General features: G+C 46.5%; 20 protein-coding genes. 11 read left to right on the forward strand and 9 right to left on the reverse strand.

The window, feature by feature from the left end:
* Nucleotides 1-93: 93 nt before the first annotated feature.
* The 8 genes from BLV62_RS09055 to BLV62_RS09090 all read right to left on the reverse strand — a co-directional run bounded on the left by BLV62_RS09055 (nt 94) and on the right by BLV62_RS09090 (nt 4,461).
* A complete protein-coding gene (locus tag BLV62_RS09055) occupies nt 94-504 on the reverse strand; it encodes a DUF6691 family protein (RefSeq protein ID WP_089760874.1) in 411 nt (136 codons plus the stop codon).
* Entirely contained in the window at nt 501-1,079 is a 579-nt protein-coding gene (locus BLV62_RS09060; protein ID WP_089760876.1) for a YeeE/YedE family protein, read from the reverse strand. The genes BLV62_RS09055 and BLV62_RS09060 overlap by 4 nt, the downstream gene beginning before the upstream one ends.
* Nucleotides 1,080-1,171: 92 nt before the next feature.
* Nucleotides 1,172-1,447, reverse strand: coding sequence for a GNAT family N-acetyltransferase (locus tag BLV62_RS09065; RefSeq protein ID WP_089760878.1), 276 nt, complete (start codon nt 1,445-1,447; stop codon nt 1,172-1,174).
* Between the two features lie 8 nt (nt 1,448-1,455).
* A complete protein-coding gene (locus BLV62_RS09070) occupies nt 1,456-1,899 on the reverse strand; it encodes a (4Fe-4S)-binding protein (protein ID WP_089760881.1) in 444 nt (147 codons plus the stop codon).
* 1 nt (nt 1,900) lies between these two features.
* A complete protein-coding gene (locus BLV62_RS09075) occupies nt 1,901-2,302 on the reverse strand; it encodes an OsmC family protein (RefSeq protein ID WP_089760883.1) in 402 nt (133 codons plus the stop codon).
* Between the two features lie 10 nt (nt 2,303-2,312).
* Nucleotides 2,313-2,939 carry an alpha/beta hydrolase gene (locus tag BLV62_RS09080; protein ID WP_089760886.1) on the reverse strand — a complete coding sequence of 209 codons (627 nt, stop codon included), beginning with the start codon at nt 2,937-2,939 and terminating at the stop codon, nt 2,313-2,315.
* A gap of 1 nt (nt 2,940) precedes the next feature.
* Nucleotides 2,941-3,873 carry a ring-cleaving dioxygenase gene (locus BLV62_RS09085; protein ID WP_089760888.1) on the reverse strand — a complete coding sequence of 311 codons (933 nt, stop codon included), beginning with the start codon at nt 3,871-3,873 and terminating at the stop codon, nt 2,941-2,943.
* A gap of 54 nt (nt 3,874-3,927) precedes the next feature.
* Nucleotides 3,928-4,461: a YceI family protein gene (locus BLV62_RS09090; RefSeq protein WP_089760890.1), complete on the reverse strand. Its 534-nt coding sequence runs from the start codon at nt 4,459-4,461 to the stop codon at nt 3,928-3,930.
* A gap of 317 nt (nt 4,462-4,778) precedes the next feature.
* Between BLV62_RS09090 and BLV62_RS09095 the strand changes: the two genes are divergently transcribed.
* The 11 genes from BLV62_RS09095 to BLV62_RS09145 all read left to right on the forward strand — a co-directional run bounded on the left by BLV62_RS09095 (nt 4,779) and on the right by BLV62_RS09145 (nt 16,278).
* Nucleotides 4,779-6,233, forward strand: a complete 1,455-nt coding sequence (locus BLV62_RS09095) for a TolC family protein (protein ID WP_089760892.1) — start codon at nt 4,779-4,781, stop codon at nt 6,231-6,233.
* 12 nt (nt 6,234-6,245) lie between these two features.
* Nucleotides 6,246-7,235, forward strand: coding sequence for an HlyD family secretion protein (locus BLV62_RS09100; RefSeq protein ID WP_089760893.1), 990 nt, complete (start codon nt 6,246-6,248; stop codon nt 7,233-7,235).
* Nucleotides 7,232-8,401, forward strand: coding sequence for an ABC transporter permease (locus BLV62_RS09105; RefSeq protein ID WP_089760895.1), 1,170 nt, complete (start codon nt 7,232-7,234; stop codon nt 8,399-8,401). Before BLV62_RS09100 ends, BLV62_RS09105 begins: the two co-directional genes overlap by 4 nt.
* Entirely contained in the window at nt 8,394-9,569 is a 1,176-nt protein-coding gene (locus BLV62_RS09110) for an ABC transporter permease (protein WP_089760897.1), read from the forward strand. Before BLV62_RS09105 ends, BLV62_RS09110 begins: the two co-directional genes overlap by 8 nt.
* A 3-nt stretch (nt 9,570-9,572) precedes the next feature.
* A complete protein-coding gene (locus tag BLV62_RS09115; RefSeq protein ID WP_089760899.1) occupies nt 9,573-10,946 on the forward strand; it encodes an exonuclease domain-containing protein in 1,374 nt (457 codons plus the stop codon).
* Between the two features lie 106 nt (nt 10,947-11,052).
* The gene (locus BLV62_RS09120; protein ID WP_089761269.1) at nt 11,053-11,982 is read left to right on the forward strand and encodes a phosphoribosylaminoimidazolesuccinocarboxamide synthase; all 930 of its coding nucleotides are present in this window, start codon (nt 11,053-11,055) and stop codon (nt 11,980-11,982) included.
* A gap of 52 nt (nt 11,983-12,034) precedes the next feature.
* Nucleotides 12,035-12,610 (forward strand): DcrB-related protein, encoded by a 576-nt coding sequence (locus tag BLV62_RS09125; protein ID WP_089760901.1) that lies wholly within the window; start codon nt 12,035-12,037, stop codon nt 12,608-12,610.
* A gap of 44 nt (nt 12,611-12,654) precedes the next feature.
* On the forward strand, nt 12,655-14,451 hold the full coding sequence (locus BLV62_RS09130; protein WP_089760903.1) for an ABC transporter ATP-binding protein: 1,797 nt from the start codon (nt 12,655-12,657) through the stop codon (nt 14,449-14,451).
* A gap of 157 nt (nt 14,452-14,608) precedes the next feature.
* Complete coding sequence (locus tag BLV62_RS09135) at nt 14,609-15,037, forward strand: DUF3276 family protein (RefSeq protein ID WP_089760904.1); 429 nt, start codon at nt 14,609-14,611, stop codon at nt 15,035-15,037.
* Between the two features lie 393 nt (nt 15,038-15,430).
* Nucleotides 15,431-15,670: a hypothetical protein gene (locus BLV62_RS09140; protein WP_089760906.1), complete on the forward strand. Its 240-nt coding sequence runs from the start codon at nt 15,431-15,433 to the stop codon at nt 15,668-15,670.
* A 2-nt stretch (nt 15,671-15,672) separates the two neighbouring features.
* A complete protein-coding gene (locus BLV62_RS09145; protein ID WP_089760909.1) occupies nt 15,673-16,278 on the forward strand; it encodes a YceI family protein in 606 nt (201 codons plus the stop codon).
* 89 nt (nt 16,279-16,367) lie between these two features.
* Here the strand turns inward: BLV62_RS09145 and pgi are convergent, their stop codons facing one another.
* Entirely contained in the window at nt 16,368-18,023 is a 1,656-nt protein-coding gene (gene pgi / locus BLV62_RS09150; RefSeq protein WP_089760911.1) for a glucose-6-phosphate isomerase, read from the reverse strand.
* Between the last annotated feature and the right edge of the window lie 11 nt (nt 18,024-18,034).

The raw sequence follows: 18,034 nt of genomic DNA on the forward strand, positions 1-18,034 counted from the left end.
AAATTATTCTAACAAACCGCCGTATACCAGACCGGTACGTACGGTGGTGTGAGAGGACAGTGAGGGAAATAATCCCTCACTTCCTACTCGATTTTAATGAGGCAGGCGGGAAGATAATAAACCATAAACCCAGGTACCGGCAATGGCACTGAGCAACGTGATGGCAACCACTGTAAAGCCGCTTCCTATCTGTGCAAACAGGGGACCAGGGCAGGCGCCTGTGATAGCCCATCCAAGGCCGAATATCAATCCCCCGATGATCTGTCCCTTGTCAAATTTTTTAGGTTCAACAAAGATGGGATCACCGCTAAAGGTCTTTATTTTGAATTTTTTGATCAGTTGGATGGAAATGATACCGGTGACTACCGCAGTACCAATTACGCCATACATATGAAAGGAAGTGAGCTGGAACATTTCCTGTATCCTGAACCAGCTTATTACCTGGGCTTTCACCAGCACAATGCCAAAGAAAACACCCGCCACAAGGAATTTTATGTTCTTCATGATTGAAATATTTTAAACAGTAAAGGGATAATGATATTGGCAGAAAAGAAACCGCCTATCATAAAGCAGCAGGTAGCGATCAGCGATGGCCATTGCAGGTTAGACAGCCCCATGATGGAATGCCCCGAAGTGCAGCCTCCCGCATACCTGGTTCCAAAGCCTACCATAAACCCGCCGATGATAAAGAAGAACAAGCCTTTCCAGGTAAGCAGCTCTGACCAGCTGAATATTTCAGGCGGCAACAGGTGCTGGTAGTCCGATATGCCATAACCGGCCAGTCTTTCCTTCGTGGCCGTTGCAACAACGATGTCATTGCCCTCCTGCAGGAACTGCGCAGCAATAAATCCGCCGATGGAAATCCCGGCTACAAAAAAGAGATTCCAGGCCTGCTTTTTCCAGTCGTATTTAAAGAAAGGTATATTGGCAGGGATACAGGCCGCACAGATGTGGCGGAGAGAAGAAGAGATGCCAAATGCCTTGTTGCCAAGGAGGAGCAGGAGAGGGACGGTTAACCCTATCAGCAAACCGGATACAGACCAGTGCCAGGGTTGTTGAAGGAATTTAAGTACTTCCATAATAGTTGTTTGTAAAAAGATTTATATCCAAAAAGTAATGTTCACCGGTTAATATCCAGGTGAACATTACTTTGGATATAGATCCTGGTATGTTAAAGCAGATCGTTATATTCCGGATGCCGTTTCATATATGCGTGAACGTAAGGGCAGAGCGGTTTCACCCGGAGGTGGTTTTCCCTGGCATAGTCCAGTACATATTTTGCCAGCTGGCTTGCAATTCCCCGGCCTTCCAGGGCCGGCGGAACCTCTGTATGAATATAGGCGATACCGCCCTGGAAAAGGGAGTAAACAATAAATGCTTTCTGTCCTTCCACTTCGGTCTCGAACCGGTGCTGGTCAACGTTGTTGTGTATTGTAAGTGCTTCCATATATCTCGTCAGGATTTGTCTGTGAAATTGATCTTTGTATGCGTGCCGTCGCAATATGGTTTGTTGGATGAACCGCCGCAACGGCAAAAAGCGGTTACCTTGTTTTTGTGTACTTCATTCCCATTGGCATCCCGCACTACGATGTTGCCATAGACCAGCAGCGGGCCATTAGGCAGCGGCTCTACGATGCTTTCTGCCGCTATTTCCGGTTCCACGCCCTGGGCGGCTGCTACATCCTTGTTCATAAAGTAGGTCAGCGCCCCGGAAGGGCATCTTTTAACCTGGTCCACTATCCGTTGGGTATCAGCGCCGGATGCATTGATCCAGGGCTTGACATGCGGATTGAACACCTCGGGAAGGCCATGGAAGCAAACTTCCGAATGTACGCATACATTAGGCTTCCACACGATGGTCACTTCCCCGTTTGTATAATGTTTAGTAATATCTTTCATCTTAAACCGATTTAGAATTCATGATAATGGGATTACTCAATACTTTATGAACGGGACAGGCTTTGGCAATCTGCATCAGCCGTTCTTTCTGTTCCTCATCCAGGTTCCCGTTGAAATGAATTTCAAGATCAATAACGGTAGTCAGCGGGTCTGGTTTGGCGGCGCTGTTATAGCGCAGGTCGATTTCAATGCTTTCCAACGGCCACTTCTTCCGGTCGGCGTACATCTTAACCGTGATCGCGGTACAGGCGCCCAAACCGCTGAGGAGCAATTCGCCCGGCGCCGGTCCTGTATCTCCGCCTCCCACTTCTTCTGGTTCATCGGCCAGCCATCTGTGTCCTCGTGTATCAATAGTGGCCTGGTACGGTAGCCCGCCGAGCGTTACTTTTATTTCCTGGTCCATGTATATTTTGCTAAAAATTATCCTTCAGCCATTGTGCTGCCAAAGTAATATCCTGTTGTACGAGGTTGTGGCCTGTAGGGATATCAAAATTGCTTACCTTAAAACCGTTTGCACTTAACAGCGCAACATACGCTGTTGTGGCGGCGGGATTCACTGTTCCGTCATGCGTTCCTGAACTCATAAAAACAGGTTGCTGACGGGTAGTTTCGAAACTGTCTTCCAACCCGCTCAGCGGTTGCATAGGCCTGAACAGGATAGCGCCTGCCAGCAGCTCGGGGTACAATATCAGTACCGCCCCGGCAATGTTGGCGCCATTCGAGTAACCGACGGCGATCAGTTTATTGATATCGAATCCTTCTTTTTCCGCCAGTTGTTTCAGGAAATGCACCATTTCATGTGTCCTGAAATGTACATCTTCTTCATCGAACACGCCCATGGCTAAACGACGGAAAAACCTCGGCATGCCATGTTCGCTTACGTTTCCTCTTAAGCTCAGTATATTGTACTTCGTTCCCAGTTCACCGGCCAACGGTAACATATCCTGTTCGTCGCCGCCTGTACCATGTAAAAGCAGCAGCGTGTACCCGGCATCGTTACCATTAGCCTGGTAAATATATTTCATCGGTTTAAAATCCATTTCAATCCAGTTTTATCAATTTCTGCTCAATCTCGCTGCGTCTTGGTTCATACTGTGGCGGCAGCATCAGATGCTTGCCTAACTGATCCAGCGGTTCATCCACTGTGAACCCAGGTTCGTCCGTAGCCAGTTCGAACAATACGCCTCCCGGTTCCCTGAAATATACAGAGCGGAAGTATTTACGGTCCAGTTGCGGTGTAGGATGCAATCCCCGGTCTTCCAGCAGCTGCCGGTAGTGTTGTTGCATGGCGTCATCTTTCATGCGGAATGCAATATGATGCACGCTGCCCCCGGCCACATGCCCTCTTGCTTCGCCTTTTGCTTCAACAAGGTCAATGAAGTTGGCTGTATCGCCGGCCGGACTGGCAAACCGGTACCGGTTCACATGGTTCTTTACCAGTTTGTAATCGAAAACTGAAACAAGGATATCTGCCGTTGCCTGAATATCCTCCAGCGTTAACGTAGCATGATGGAAACCTCTTGTTGCATTTTCTTCTCCCACTTCCTCAGTCACCCACGGATCCCTTGAATCCGGGTATTCAGGAACAGTCAGCTCTACTTTTAAACCATCGGGATCCAGGAAGGTAAGGTACACTTCCCCGAATTTGGATGCCGGCTTGTTGTATAAAATATTTTCCTTTTCAAATCTTTTGATCCAGAAATCAATGCTGCCTTCAGGTATGGCATAGCCTATCTCTGTAACCATGTGTGTGCCTCGTCTTCCGGCCATTATATCTTCCCATGGAAAAAATGTAAGAATGGTGCCCGGAGTGCCTTGCTCATCGCCGTAATAAAAGTGATAGGTAAGAGGATCATCAAAGTTGACCGTTTTCTTTACAAATCTTAAACCTAGTACACGGGTATAAAAATCAAAGTTCTTTTTCGCATTTCCAGATATTGCTGTTATATGATGCAGCCCTGTTATCTTATCCATATCAATCCTTTTAACAGGCACGAATGACAGAAATGCCCGCCATTCGTGCATTTCTTATTTCTTAATCAGTTGCACTTCACCGTTGATCTTCACTTCGTCGCCAACCATTACGCCGCCGGTTTCTGTTGCCGCATTCCATGTAAGACCAAAATCTTTTCTGTTGATCTTCCCGTTAATGGTGAATCCTGCTTTGGTATTGCCCCAGGGATCTTTTACCACGCCGCCGAATTCTATATCCAGCTTGATGTTTTTCGTAACATCCCGGATGGTCAGATCGCCGTACAGTTCATAGGAGCCATCGCCATCCACGCTTTCGTACCTGGTTGCAACAAAAGTGATGTTGCGGTAAGCATTCACATCAAAGAACTCAGGTGATCGCAGGTGTTTATCCCTGTCGGCGCTGCCCGTATTGATCGAATCAACGTCGATCGCTACCTTCACTTTTGCAGTCATAAAATCTTCTCCTTCCGTTTCCGCATCAACAGTAAAGTCATTGAACTTACCACTTACATTCGTGATCATCAGGTGACGGATCTTGAATCCAAGTTCACTGTGACTAGGGTCTAATACCCATTGTTGCTTCGCCATAATAGTAGTTGTTTTAAAAGTGATCAATAGCGTTAAATTCCTTGAAATCCGCTTCAGGACTATATTTTAACAAGATTTGCTAGTGTTTGTTCATTTACGGATACATCACAAATATCATGCTTCCTGCCCTACGCCAAAATGGATGATTTACAGTTAATGGTGTACTATTTACAGACAGAAATAAATATAAGGAATTTCAGGATAAGGGATTTATTATTATATTGTGTGCAAATTTTTTCAAATACTTCAAACATTATTCATGAAAGATTGTTTGGGTGTGTTAATGCCTTTAGCACCTTCTGACGAAATGAATACGTATGAGATATTTGTTATTTATTATATCCTTACACCTGGCCATACCAGCCCGGGGGCAGGACAATGGTAAAAAGCTGACTCTAAAAGATTGCTATCAACTTGCAAAACAAAACAATACCTTAGTTCAACAGGCCCAGAAATCATTGCAGGCAAGAGAATATTCGTTACAGGCCGAAAACCGGGCTTACTATCCCAACCTGGATCTGCTGGCAGGTTATAACTACCTGGGCAAACCGCTTAAAATAAACCTGCAACAGGTGAAAGACGGGGTATTGAACGGATCTGCATCCCAGAGCGTGAACACCGCCAATGCTGTATTCCAGCAGATCACCGGGCAACCATTGCCACAAAATGTGCAGGATGCGATCTACAATGGCACCAAAGGGATCATCAATACTTTCTACCCTGATTACAACCCCGAACTGGCTAAGCAATCTTATTTTACCGCAGCACTGGCGTTAAGGCAGCCCATCTATCTTGGAGGCAAGATCAATACCGCCCAGCAACTGGCTAAAACACAGGTAGCGGCAGGGCAGATCAACCAGGAAGTAGTGGAGAAGGGATTGTATTTCGCCATCAGCGCACAGTACCTGCGCATCATGTACCTGAACACCATCCTGTCGCATGAAGCTGTGATCGTAGAGGCGTTCAGGAAAAACCGCGATTATGCTACATCGTTAAAAGATAACCAGATTCTTCCTCCATACCTCTTAAACTGGGCGAGGGTTGCTTACGTGCAGGCCACGAACCGATATAATAACCTGGAACTGGAAAAACAGAACGCCATTCTTGAACTGAACCAGTTACTGGGGCAGCCTATCGAAACGCCGCTCGTTATTACCGATACCCTCACCTATGAACCGCACCCGGTAGAAAACGGCAGCAATGTACAACTGCTGGAACATAACCCGACCTACAGGCTTGTGAGCAATAAAACCGACCTGGCCAATGTTGCTGTAAAAGCCTCCCGTTCCCTGTCCCTGCCCAACATCTTTGCTATCGGTAGCTTGAACCTTTACCAGAAAGACCTGCCGGTAACCATCCCACCCTGGTTGATAGGAGTAGAGATGCAATGGAATATTTTCGACGGCTTCCAGAAATACAAACGGACCAAAGCTACCCGGTTGCTGGTAGAAGAAGCGAGGATGGCTGCGGAAAACACCAAAACAACATTGGAGTTACGGCTGAAAGTATCGCAGAATAAAATGAAGGCCCTGCAAAATGATGTGGCGTCGTTAGACAGCGCCCGTCAACAGGCCCGCACTACAACCATACTGGTAACAGACCGCATGCAGAACCAGCTTTCCTCAGTGAAGGATGTGAATGATGCCCTTCTGCAGGAAGAGGAAATGGAAAAGATCTACTATACAGCGGTAATGGGCTATTATCTCGCCATGGCCGACTACTACAATGTAATCGGGACACCGGAACAATTTGCTACATACATTGACAGATAAACAGCTTTTTTCATGAAAGATGTATTTAAAAATTATTGGGCTTTACTTATTCCTGCCGTCATTCTTGTGATAGCGCTGTTCTTTTTTGTGAAGAAGCCTGCCAGGGCCGATAACACGCTTATCGGGATGGTAGATGCTGATTATGTTGATGTAGCCGCAGAATTTCCCGGCCGGCTGGATAGCCTGCTGGTAAAACAGGGCGATACAGTGAAAAAAGGACAGTTGCTGGGCGTACTGCGGTCGACCGAGATCAATGCGATCCGCAACCAGGCCTTGGCGGCCATTGATGCCGCAAAAGGGCAGCTGTCGTTGCTTGAAAAAGGCGCCAGACCCGAAGCTATAAAGGCAGCTGATAATCTCTATAACATCACTCAACAGCAGTATGCCCTCATGCAGAAAACCTATCAACGTATGCAGAACCTCTTCAATGACGAAGTGATCTCCGGCCAGGAAAAAGACCTGGTATATTTCAAACTGCAGGCGGCAAAAAAAGAAATGGAAACCGCCAAACTGAATATGGATATGCTGCAGCAAGGTTCCCGCCCCGAACTTATCACTACTGCATCTGCCATTGTACGCCAGGCCGAACACGCGTATGAACTCACCAAAGCATTATCAGACAATACGTATATCCATGCCCCGGATGACGGTATTATTTCTTCTATGGTTATAGAACAGGGAGAAATTGTGGCAATAGGTTACCCCTTAATGACTATCCAGAAACCGGCTACCTATCACATCACTTATAACATCCGGCAGGATGATATGAAGAACTTTCCATTGGGTAAACAGGTGAAAGTAGATGTTCCCGGTTGTGATCCGGAACGTTTCGATGCAACCGTGCATAAAGTTTCGCCTTCCCTGACCTTTGCTAACTGGGTACCGGTAAAAGACCAGGGAAAATTTGAATTGAGAACATTTACAGTTGAACTCCGTCCTGTTAACCAGGCTTCCATTAATGGCCTGCGTCCTGGGATGACAGCTGCTATGACTTTACCATGATCAGGTCTGTATACAATATAATGATACGGGAGTGGAAACGTATCCTTACGCTTCCCCAGCTTTATGTGGTGCTGCTGATAGTGCCGCCTGTGATCTGCTTCCTGTATGGGTTTATTTATGAGAAGGAATTTGCCAGGGACCTGCCCGTGGCGGTCTGGGACGAAGCCCGGTCGCCCTTATCAAGGCAATTCACTTTTATGCTGGAGCAAACAGAAAGCATCCATATCACCCGGCAGGTGCACAGCGCCGAGGAAATAAGAAGCCTCATGGAGAAAGGAGAGATCCAGGCGGGGGTTCACTTCCCCCGGCGGATGGACGAGCACATTAAAAGCCGTACACCCGTTAGCATTACCCTGTATACCAACTCGGCCAGCGTGGTAACCGGTAAGCTGATCTATAAAGACGCCGCCAGGGTTTTGATCACCGCCGGTTCAGGAGTGATCCTCCAGAAGCTGGTGAAAACCGGGATGCCCGAAGGCAAAGCCATGGCGCTGGTACAGCCGGTAAGGCTTACGTCGTATTTCCTTTACAATGCCCAGTATAATTATATGAAGTACCTGGTGCCGGGATTGATAGCGGTAGGATTGCAGATGATCATTCTTATGGCCACTGTGATCGTGATCAACGAAGAGCTGAGAGATGGTACCATGCCAGAACTGATCCGGATGGCCAACGGCGCCGCCTCCAATATTATGGTAGGCAAGGGCCTGGCCTACCTTGGTGCAAGCTGGCTGCATTATATCCTGGCCACTTGCATCGTATACCCATTCTTCGCAGGCGGGCAGATAGGAGGCTCGTTTTCCCTGTTTATCCTGTTTAACCTGCTCATTATCGCCTGTATCAGCATTGGTATGACCATTTCCATTATCGTAAACGACGTGATGGTAGCCTGCGATATAGGGGTGTTCTATACATCGCCGGCCTTTGTTTTCAGCGGGTTTACCTTTCCACGTTGGGGAATGCCCTGGTACGACCAGTTCTACGCCTGGATCATGCCTTTTGCTCCCTTTGTGGATGGTTTTTTCAAGGTATTCTTTATGGAGCTTCCCTTACGGTATGCACATAAGGAAATGGCTATACTGCTGGTTTACACCGTTCTTACATTTCCAATAGGCTTGTTTGTGTTGCAGCGAAAGGTCAATAAACTGATGTTAAAGCATGCTTAGTACTTTCAGAAATATTATCCGGGTGTTCCTCAGGGAAATAAGGCTGGTCACCAAAGACCACAGCCTGTTGTTAACCCTGCTGATAGCCCCGGTGCTGTATGCTTTCTTCTATGGAAGTATTTATAAGTTTAAGGTAGAAGAGAAAGTGTTGCTGGCGGTAGCGGATGATGACAAGAGCGAATTGTCGCGCACTTTTGTTCAGGAACTGAATAAAATGCAGATAGCGTCCGTGGTAAAAGCCGGTTCTTTACAGGAGGCCCAGGAACTGATGTATTACGGCGACTGCCAGGGCTACCTGTATATTCCTTACGGGTTACAACAGAAAGTACTGTCGCTGCAGCAGGGAGATATTGTATTAGCCGTGAACGCCGCCAGGTTCCTGCCTTCCAGCGAACTGGCGGGAGCTTTAACTACCCTGGCGTTAACGGTGGGAGGAGGGGTGCGCCTGAAATACAACCAGATGCAGGGGTTGAACACGAAAATGGCTATGCAGGAAACCCAGCCTGTAAACGTAGATTACAGGCCTGTGTTCAATTCAAGGTCCAGCTACGGGGCCTTCCTGTTGCCGGGCCTGCTGGCGCTAATACTGCAACAGACCCTCCTGATAGGATTGGCCGAAAGCGTGGCGCTGGACAAGGAGAGGAGGCAGGTACCCGGACTGGTAGCCCTGGCGGGAGGCAGTTATTCCGCTACTTTATGGGGAAAGGGGTTGTTTTACCTGCTTCTTTACGGGTGCTATACACTGTTCTTCATGAATGTGAACTATTCTATCCTGGAAATCCCGTTCCGCGGGCGGGTGCCCGATGTTTCGTTCATATTTTTCCTGTTCTTTTTAACCCTTATCCCATTGGGCGTCTGGTTAGGGACTATTATTCCCAACCAGTTGATGGCCGCCCAGCTAATGGTATTTTCCACGTACCCTGTTTTCCTCATCGCGGGGTATGCATGGCCGTTTGAGGCGTTGCCGGTTTATATGCAATGGTTATCCTCCCTTATTCCCACAACGCCGTTCCTGAAGGTTTACATTTCCATTGTTCAAACCGGCGGAACCCTGGCCGATAACAGCATGTCCGTTATCCACCTGCTGCTGCTCTGCATGTTGTATGCGCTGCTGGCGCTCTGGGGTATCAGGCGTTTGGAGAAGCGACAACAATCCCTATCTTTGTAATGCATGTATGCAGTTGTAGATATTGAAACCACGGGCGGTCACGCTAGCGCGAATGGCATTACTGAAATTGCCATTTATTTGTTTGATGGAAAGGAGATAACCCAGCATTATCAAACCCTGGTAAACCCGGGAATACCCATACCATACTACATTACTACCTTAACTGGCATCACCAATGAAATGGTGGCGGAAGCGCCCCCGTTTGAGGCAGTGGCCCCCCTGGTCCACGACCTGTTGAAAGACCGGATCTTCGTTGCCCATAATGTGAATTTCGACTATTCCTTTGTAAAGCATCAACTGGCCCAATCAGGTTTCGATCTGCAAACCAGGAAGCTTTGTACTGTCAGGCTGGGAAGAAAGATATTTCCCGGCTTGCCTTCCTACAGCCTGGGCAATCTTTGCCGGCACCTGGGGGTACCGCTGAAAGACCGGCACCGGGCAGGAGGAGACGCCGAGGCCACAGCCAGGCTTTTCGGGCTCCTGTTGGCCAACGATGCAGAGAAAGTTATCGCTTCGGCGCTGAAGGTAGGATCTAAAGAGCAGTTCCTGCCTGCCAACCTGCCGCCGGAACAGGTGAAGTTGTTGCCTTCCGGGCCGGGAGTCTATTATTTTCATGATCAGAAAGATAAAGTAGTATACGTTGGAAAGGCCAAGAACCTCTATAAAAGAGTGAACAGCCATTTTACAGGACACAGCACCAGTCGCCAGCGTCAGAACTTCCTGCGCAATATTTACCGGATCTCGTACCAGGAAACTGCTACAGAGCTGATGGCGGCCATACTGGAATCTGTCGAGATCAAACGCTTATGGCCGGCTTTTAACTATGCCCAGAAACGGATAGAGTACCGGTACGGGTATTACCTGTTCGAAGATCAGTCGGGTTATTTGCGCCTGGCGATAGAGAGAAAGAGGAAGTACTCCAGTCCTGTTCATAGTTTCCAGTTGCTGGCCCAGGGGCAGCAGTTGCTGCGTTCCCTGATCCGGCAGTTCGGGCTATGCCCTAAACTGTGTTTCCTTCAAAAAGGGGAGGGAACCTGTTCGGGGATCACAGCGGAGATCTGCAAGGGAGCCTGCGAGCATAAAGAACTGGCGGAAGAGTATAACAGCCGGGTCAGGGCGGCTATAGCCTTCCTGCAGGAACAGCAGCCTTCGGTGACCATACTGGACAAAGGAAGGAACAGCTTTGAGCGAAGCTGCATCCTGATGGAAAAAGGAAAGTTCTACGGTATGGGCTATGTGCCGCTGGCAGTGGATACCAGCGATGAGGAAGCCCTGAAAGCCCATCTGACGATGTATGCAGAGAACGAGACCATCGTTAGCCTGTTGCGCCCCTATGCCAATAACAGCCGGAAGATGTCTGAAGCCCCTTTCTCCTGAAAAGAAAAAAAATCATTTGCCCATTTACACAAATGATTTGATTCGTGATTACTTTTGCATCCTCAAAATGAGCGATTCATCTTTAATTATTAATAATTTTTTATTCATGTTAGAGTCAAAATTCCAATTACCAGGTCAGACTGCCTTTTACAAAGGAAAAGTAAGAGATGTTTACACAATTGAAGACAGGCTGATGGTGATGGTAGCAAGTGACCGTATCTCCGCTTTTGATGTGGTGTTGCCGCGTCCGATCCCTTACAAAGGTCAGGTGTTGAACCAGGTAGCGGCCATTATGCTGGAAGCAACCAAAGATATCGTTCCTAACTGGGTAAAATCTACTCCACTTCCAAACGTTACTATCGGTTTGAAATGCGAAACATTCCCGGTAGAAATGGTTGTTCGTGGCAACCTCACAGGCCATGCCTGGAGAACTTACAAGTCGGGCCAACGCACCCTTTGCGGCGTAACCATGCCGGAAGGACTGAAAGAAAACGATTTCTTCCCTACGCCGATCATCACCCCAACTACCAAGGCGCATGAAGGCCATGATGAAGACATTTCCCGTGAAGAGATCATTGCCCGGGGCCTTGTCAGCAAAGAAGATTATGAACAGCTGGAAAAGTACACGCTGGCGCTGTTTGAGAAAGGCAGGGAGATTGCTGCGCAACGTGGCCTGATCTTAGTTGATACAAAATACGAGTTTGGTAAAAATGGCGATACCATCTATGTGATCGACGAGATCCATACACCCGATTCTTCCCGTTACTTCTATGCCGATGGCTATGAAGAAAACCAGAAAGCAGGTAAACAACAACGCCAGTTAAGCAAGGAGTTTGTAAGAGAATGGCTGATGGCAAATGGCTTCCAGGGTAAAGAAGGACAGCAGGTTCCGGAAATGACCGACGAATTCGTGAACAGCGTAACAGAACGCTATATCGAATTGTTCGAAAAGATTACGGGCCAGAAGTTCAAAAAAGAAGACGTACCTGCAGAAGAGGCAGAAGCAAAGATCATTGCTGAATTGAAAAGATTATAATACCAGGTCTGTCTCTACTCAGTAGAGACAGATTTATCCCTTTGTGTGTGCGATGAAAGTTCAATTAGTTTTAGCTATTAGTTGTTTGTTAAGCTTCACTGCCTGCAATAACGCAAACAGATCCCCCAAGGCAATAAGCAATACAGAAGTACTTGAAAGAGCCGGCAAAGCTCCCGGCATGAACGCGGGCAGCGGACGTTTTACGGTTGCTACACCGGCAGGATGGACAAAAACAGATACGGTTGTAAGCCACGTCCACTATACCTTTTTGAAAGGTCCCATGAGCGCCGACAGCCTGTTCCAGGTCAACGTAAATATCGTTTCCCAGCAAGTGAAAGAAGGGGTAACGGTAGATGATTATATGGAAGGCACAGAGTCGCAGATGGAAAGCATTTTTGATAACTACAAAAAGCTGGATACCGGCGAACGCCCTGTTACCGGCGTTACTGCCAAATGGCTGAAATACCGGTTCAGTAACAATGATGCAAGCCTTTGGCTGAGTGGGCAGATCAGCGTATTGGTAAAGAATAACATCACCTACGTGGTTACTTTAACGACGCCGGCAGACGAACTGGAAAAATATTCCCCGGTCCTGGACACGATACTGGATTCGTTCGTTGCTAACTAACTGAAGTTGCAAAAGCGTATCTTTGCCACAAATCGAATACGTTTGTGAAACATCTGGCCGCGCTTAATAAATACTTCATTTCTTATAAATGGCGATTAATACTGGGTTTGCTGTTTACTGCCATCTCCATTGTCTTCAGTGTGTTTCAGCCGATCATGGTGAGGCAGATCTTCGATCTTCTTTCTCATAATATCGACGAATACAGGATACTTTCCCATACCAGCTTAAACAAGATCTTCAGATCCGATTTTACAGGCGTGCTGGCGTTCTATGGCATTTCAATCCTGATATTTGCCCTGCTCAGTGGTTTTTTCCTTTTCCTGCAACGGCAAACGCTCATTGTAATGAGCCGGCATATCGAGTACGATCTGAAGAATGAAATATACCAGCATTACCAGCAACTGGACCTGAACTTCTTTAAGATGCACCGGACAGGCGACCTGATGAGCAGGATCACAGAAGATGTATCCCGTGTAAGGATGTACGTAGGGCCAGCTATTATGTATGCCAGCCGTACAGTTTTTTTGATCGTGATCATTGTATACCTGATGTTGCAGGTAAACCCTTTGCTGACGCTGTATACGCTATCGCCATTGCCTTTCCTGGCATTAACCATTTACTACGTGAACAGGATCATCCATCGTAAAAGTGAGAAGATCCAGGCCCAGCTTTCCAACATCACCTCTATTGCACAGGAATCCTACTCGGGTATCAGGGTAATTAAATCCTATATCCAGGAAGACGCCAGCGCCAGGCATTTTGAGGATGCCAGCGAATCGTATAAGGACAGCTCCATCAGCCTGGCGAAAACAGACGCACTCTTTCAGCCTATAATGGCGCTGATGATAGGATTGAGCGTTATCCTGACTATTTTTATCGGAGGCATACAGGTGATCCATGGAAATATCACGGTGGGCAACCTCGCCGAGTTCGTGATCTATGTGAACATGCTTATGTTCCCTTTCTTTTCCATCGGCATGGTTGCTTCCATGATCCAGCGTGCGGCGGCATCACAGCAACGTATAAACGAATTCTTACAGATACGTCCGGAGATCACAGATAATCCCGGCGCCGAAACAGTACCGCTGACTGGCGATATCAAACTGGAAAATGTCAGCTTCACCTATCCTCATACCGGTATCAAAGCGATCAGCAACTTCAACCTCCATATTAAACCGGGACAAAAAGTAGCCGTGATCGGGAAAACCGGATCAGGTAAAAGTACCCTGGCCCAGCTCCTGATAAGGATGTACGATCCGCAGGAAGGCAGGATCCTGATGAATGATAACAACATCCGTTCCCTTACATTAACCGGGTTGAGGGACCAGATAAGCTACGTACCGCAGGATGTGTTCCTGTTCTCTGATACGATCGCCAACAATATCCGCTTCGGCGATCCGACCGCTGACATAGAAAAGGTGCAACAAGCGGCTAGGCAGGCGTATGTGGAGAAAGATATCCTCTCGTTCAATGAGGGATTTGAAACAGAGATAGGAGAGAGAGGAGTGACATTGAGCGGCGGCCAGAAACAGCGTATTTCCATTGCGCGGGGATTGATAAAGAACCCGAATATCCTGATATTCGACGACTGTCTGTCGGCTGTTGATGCACGAACAGAAAAGGAGATCATTGGTAACCTTTACGCCTATCTGCAAAGTAAAACTGCTATCATTATCACTCACCGTATTTTCGCCTTATTCGAGTTCGATAAGATCATTGTTTTGGATGAAGGAAAGATAGTGGAAGAAGGAACACATGAAGAATTATTATCATTGAATGGATACTATTCTGAGTTATACGCACGCCAGCAAAGAAACGAAGAAGAAGGTGTAAATTCATAAAAATCAGACGGTTAACAGGAGCTGTTTTACCTTATTATGCAAGTGTTTTTATGATTTTTCAAAATCATTTAAAAATATTTTGATATTTGTAAAACAATAGTATATTTGTCTCTTATTGTAACAGGATTTGATTCGTTAACACTTAAATCTATCAACTGTGGCGTACGAAAACAACAATCAACAGGAAAGAAACAATGATAGCATCTTTTCTAAACGATTGAAAGCGGGTAAAAGAAGAACATACTTCTTTGATGTAAAGACCACTCGGGGAAACGACTACTTTCTTACTATCACAGAAAGTAAAAAACGTTTTAATGACAATGGCTATGACAGGCATAAAGTATTCCTGTACAAGGAAGACTTTAACAAGTTCCTGAACGCATTGACAGAAACCATCAACTATGTGAAGACTGAGTTGATGCCCGATTTCGATTTTGATGCCTACAACCATGACTATGTGCAGGAAGACCAGGACGAAGCGGATGCAGATGTATCTGAAAGCCGTTCTGAAGTTGCCGTACCAGTAGAAGCATCTATCGCTGCTTCTGCAAGTTCACATAGCTCAGACGAAGTAGACAAATGGTAAAATTTTACTTAAAATAATTGGTCAACCCCTGGATTTTTCCAGGGGTTTTTTTTTCACGCAAAGGGGCTAAGGAAGTAAAGAGCGCAAAGGATTTTTAGTAAGTAAAATAAGAAAGCAAAGGGGATATAAGAAAAAGGAAAAAAAGCAAAGAATCTGTTATACAACAATTTGCTCTCTTTCCTTTTTCTTATATCCCCTTTGCTTTCTTAATATAATCTTTGCGCTCTTTACTTCCTTAGCCCCTCTGCGTGAAAAAGCCGTTCGGCTGGCTAAACCTGTCTTTTAGCGATAAAAGCTGCTGTATATCGCTACTGTTTGTGATGGATACAAATTCGTTTCACCTTTACGCTTTCTTAACCCTGAAAGTGTTAAACCAAAAACGAAAAATCACAAATGGAACAATCACGAACAGCTCAGTTCAGGAGCTACAAGGGCGGATATTTCAGGACGCTGATCGCGCCGGAACAAACCGCCAACACGATAGCTTTGCTTGAACTTACATTGCCCAAAGGAGCGGAGCCTCCTGAAATACTGTCTGCCCCGCCGGCCCCGCCAGTTGAAGTATTGAAGGCGATGCAGCAGACGATGCTTGATGTATATAAAGTAAATTTTGATAATCCCAGAATAAATTAAACATGATCCGTAAAATCTATTCCCTGCTGCTGGCAGCAGTTGTACTTGGCGCCTGTTCCCGCAAAGACCCTGAGTTAACTATCAACTCAACCGTAGACGAAGGCCTTTCATCTGTTGAATGGAAAGGCAGCGCGCCCACTCATTTCCATAGAGGCGCTTTTAAGGTTTCAGGCAACCTGCAAACTGACAAGCAAAATAAAATAACAGGAGGGAGCTTTGTTATCCCGATTGCAAGTATTACCAATTTTGATCTTACCAACGAAGCGGAGCGGCAGCAATTGCTGACACACCTGAAAAGCGACGACTTCTTTAATGTAACAGTACATCCTGAAGCGAAGTTTGTAATTAAGAAGGTAGAAGATTACAGTGATGCAGCTTCTTCTGCTAATACGTTGATCACCGGCGATTTCACCATGATAGGGCAAACGCATAGCATCAGTATCCCGGCCCTTGTAAAGTCGGAGAACGACAAAATTGCTGCAGAAGGTAGTTTTAATCTGAACCGCCTGACATGGGGAATGAACAGTTTCAATGACCCTGAAGCGGACTTGTATATCCTTCCGGATGTAGAGATCTCCCTGAAGCTGTATTTCAAACCGGCAATGTGATAGAAAACAAAATAGACAGTATTTAAAAACGCGAAAGGATTGTAAAAATATATTTACAATCCTTTCGTGCTTTATTTTAACAAGGACAACTATTCCTTTTTCATCTTCTTCCACGCATTGATAAGGCCATTGGTGCTGGCGTCGTGGTTCAGTACTTCAGCTTCATTTTCCAGTTCAGGGAGAATTTTGCTGGCTAATTGTTTGCCTAGTTCAACGCCCCACTGGTCGAAGCTATAGATATTCCAGATAACGCCCTGAACAAAGATCTTGTGCTCATACAAAGCAATCAGTGAACCGAGGGTATATGGAGTGATCTTTTTAACCAGGAAAGAATTTGTTGGCCTGTTGCCGGTAAATACTTTGAAAGGCACCAGTTTTTCAATTTCCCCTTCCGGTGTATTGGCTTTCTTTAATTCTTCCCTTACTTCATCAGCAGTTTTACCATTCATTAACGCTTCCGTTTGTGCAAAGAAGTTGGAGAGCAGTTTCACGTGATGATCGCCGATCGGGTTATGGCTGATTGCCGGTGCAATAAAATCGCAGGGGATCAGCTTTGTGCCCTGGTGGATCAGTTGGTAGAAGGCATGCTGGCCATTAGTACCAGGTTCGCCCCATACAATAGGGCCGGTTTCGTAGGTAACGGGCTTGCCTGTACGGTCTGCAGATTTGCCGTTGCTTTCCATATTTCCCTGCTGGAAATATGCAGCAAAACGGTGCATGTATTGGTCATATGGCAGGATAGCCTCGGTAGCAGTGTCGAAGAAGTTGCCGTACCACAGGCCTATGAGGGCCATGATAACCGGGATGTTCTGTTCGAGCGGTGTTGAAGTAAAATGATTGTCTACGGCATGCGCGCCTTCCAGCAATTGTACAAAATTGTTATAGCCGATAGTCAGCGCAATCGATAAACCGATGGCAGACCAAAGGGAATAACGGCCTCCAACCCAGTCCCAGAATTCGAACATGTTGTTAGGATCAATTCCGAACGCTTTTACCGCTTTTTCGTTGGTAGATAATGCCACGAAATGTTTGGCAACGAACTGGTCATCTTTGGCATGAGAAAGGAACCACTCGCGCGCAGTAAGGGCGTTGGTCATTGTTTCCTGTGTAGTAAAGGTTTTGGATGCTATCAGGAACAATGTTTCATCCGGCGTAATTTTTTTCAGGGTTTCAGCAATATGGGTACCATCCACGTTCGATACGAAATATGGCTGAATGCCTTCTACCCAATATGGTTTCAGTGCCTCTGTTACCATCACCGGTCCCAGGTCCGAACCGCCGATACCGATATTCACGATATAACGAATGCGTTTGCCGGTATATCCTTTCCATTCGCCGCTGTGTACCTGCCTGCAGATATGATCCATCTTGTTCAGTACTGCTCTTACATCAGGCATCACATCCCTGCCGTCCAGCATTACTGGTTTGTCGGAAGTATTACGCAGCGCTACGTGCAGAACAGCCCTGTTCTCTGTAGCATTGATCTTCTCTGCATTGAACATCGCTTTCGCCGCAGCAGGTACGTTGCACTCTTCTGCCAGTTGCAGCAGGAGTTTCATCGTATCTTCTGTGACTATATTCTTGGAGTAGTCAAATAAAATATCTTGAAATTGCAGGGAAAATTGGCTGAAGCGCTCTCTGTTTTCCATGAACAAGGCACGCATATGCTGTTTTTTCATTTCTTCAGCATGTTGCTTCAATGATGCCCAGGATTTGGTAGTTGTCGGATTGATTGAAGGAAACATAAGTAGTCTGT

This window comes from Chitinophaga terrae (ex Kim and Jung 2007), from assembly GCF_900107795.1.
Taxonomy (GTDB): domain Bacteria; phylum Bacteroidota; class Bacteroidia; order Chitinophagales; family Chitinophagaceae; genus Chitinophaga; species Chitinophaga terrae.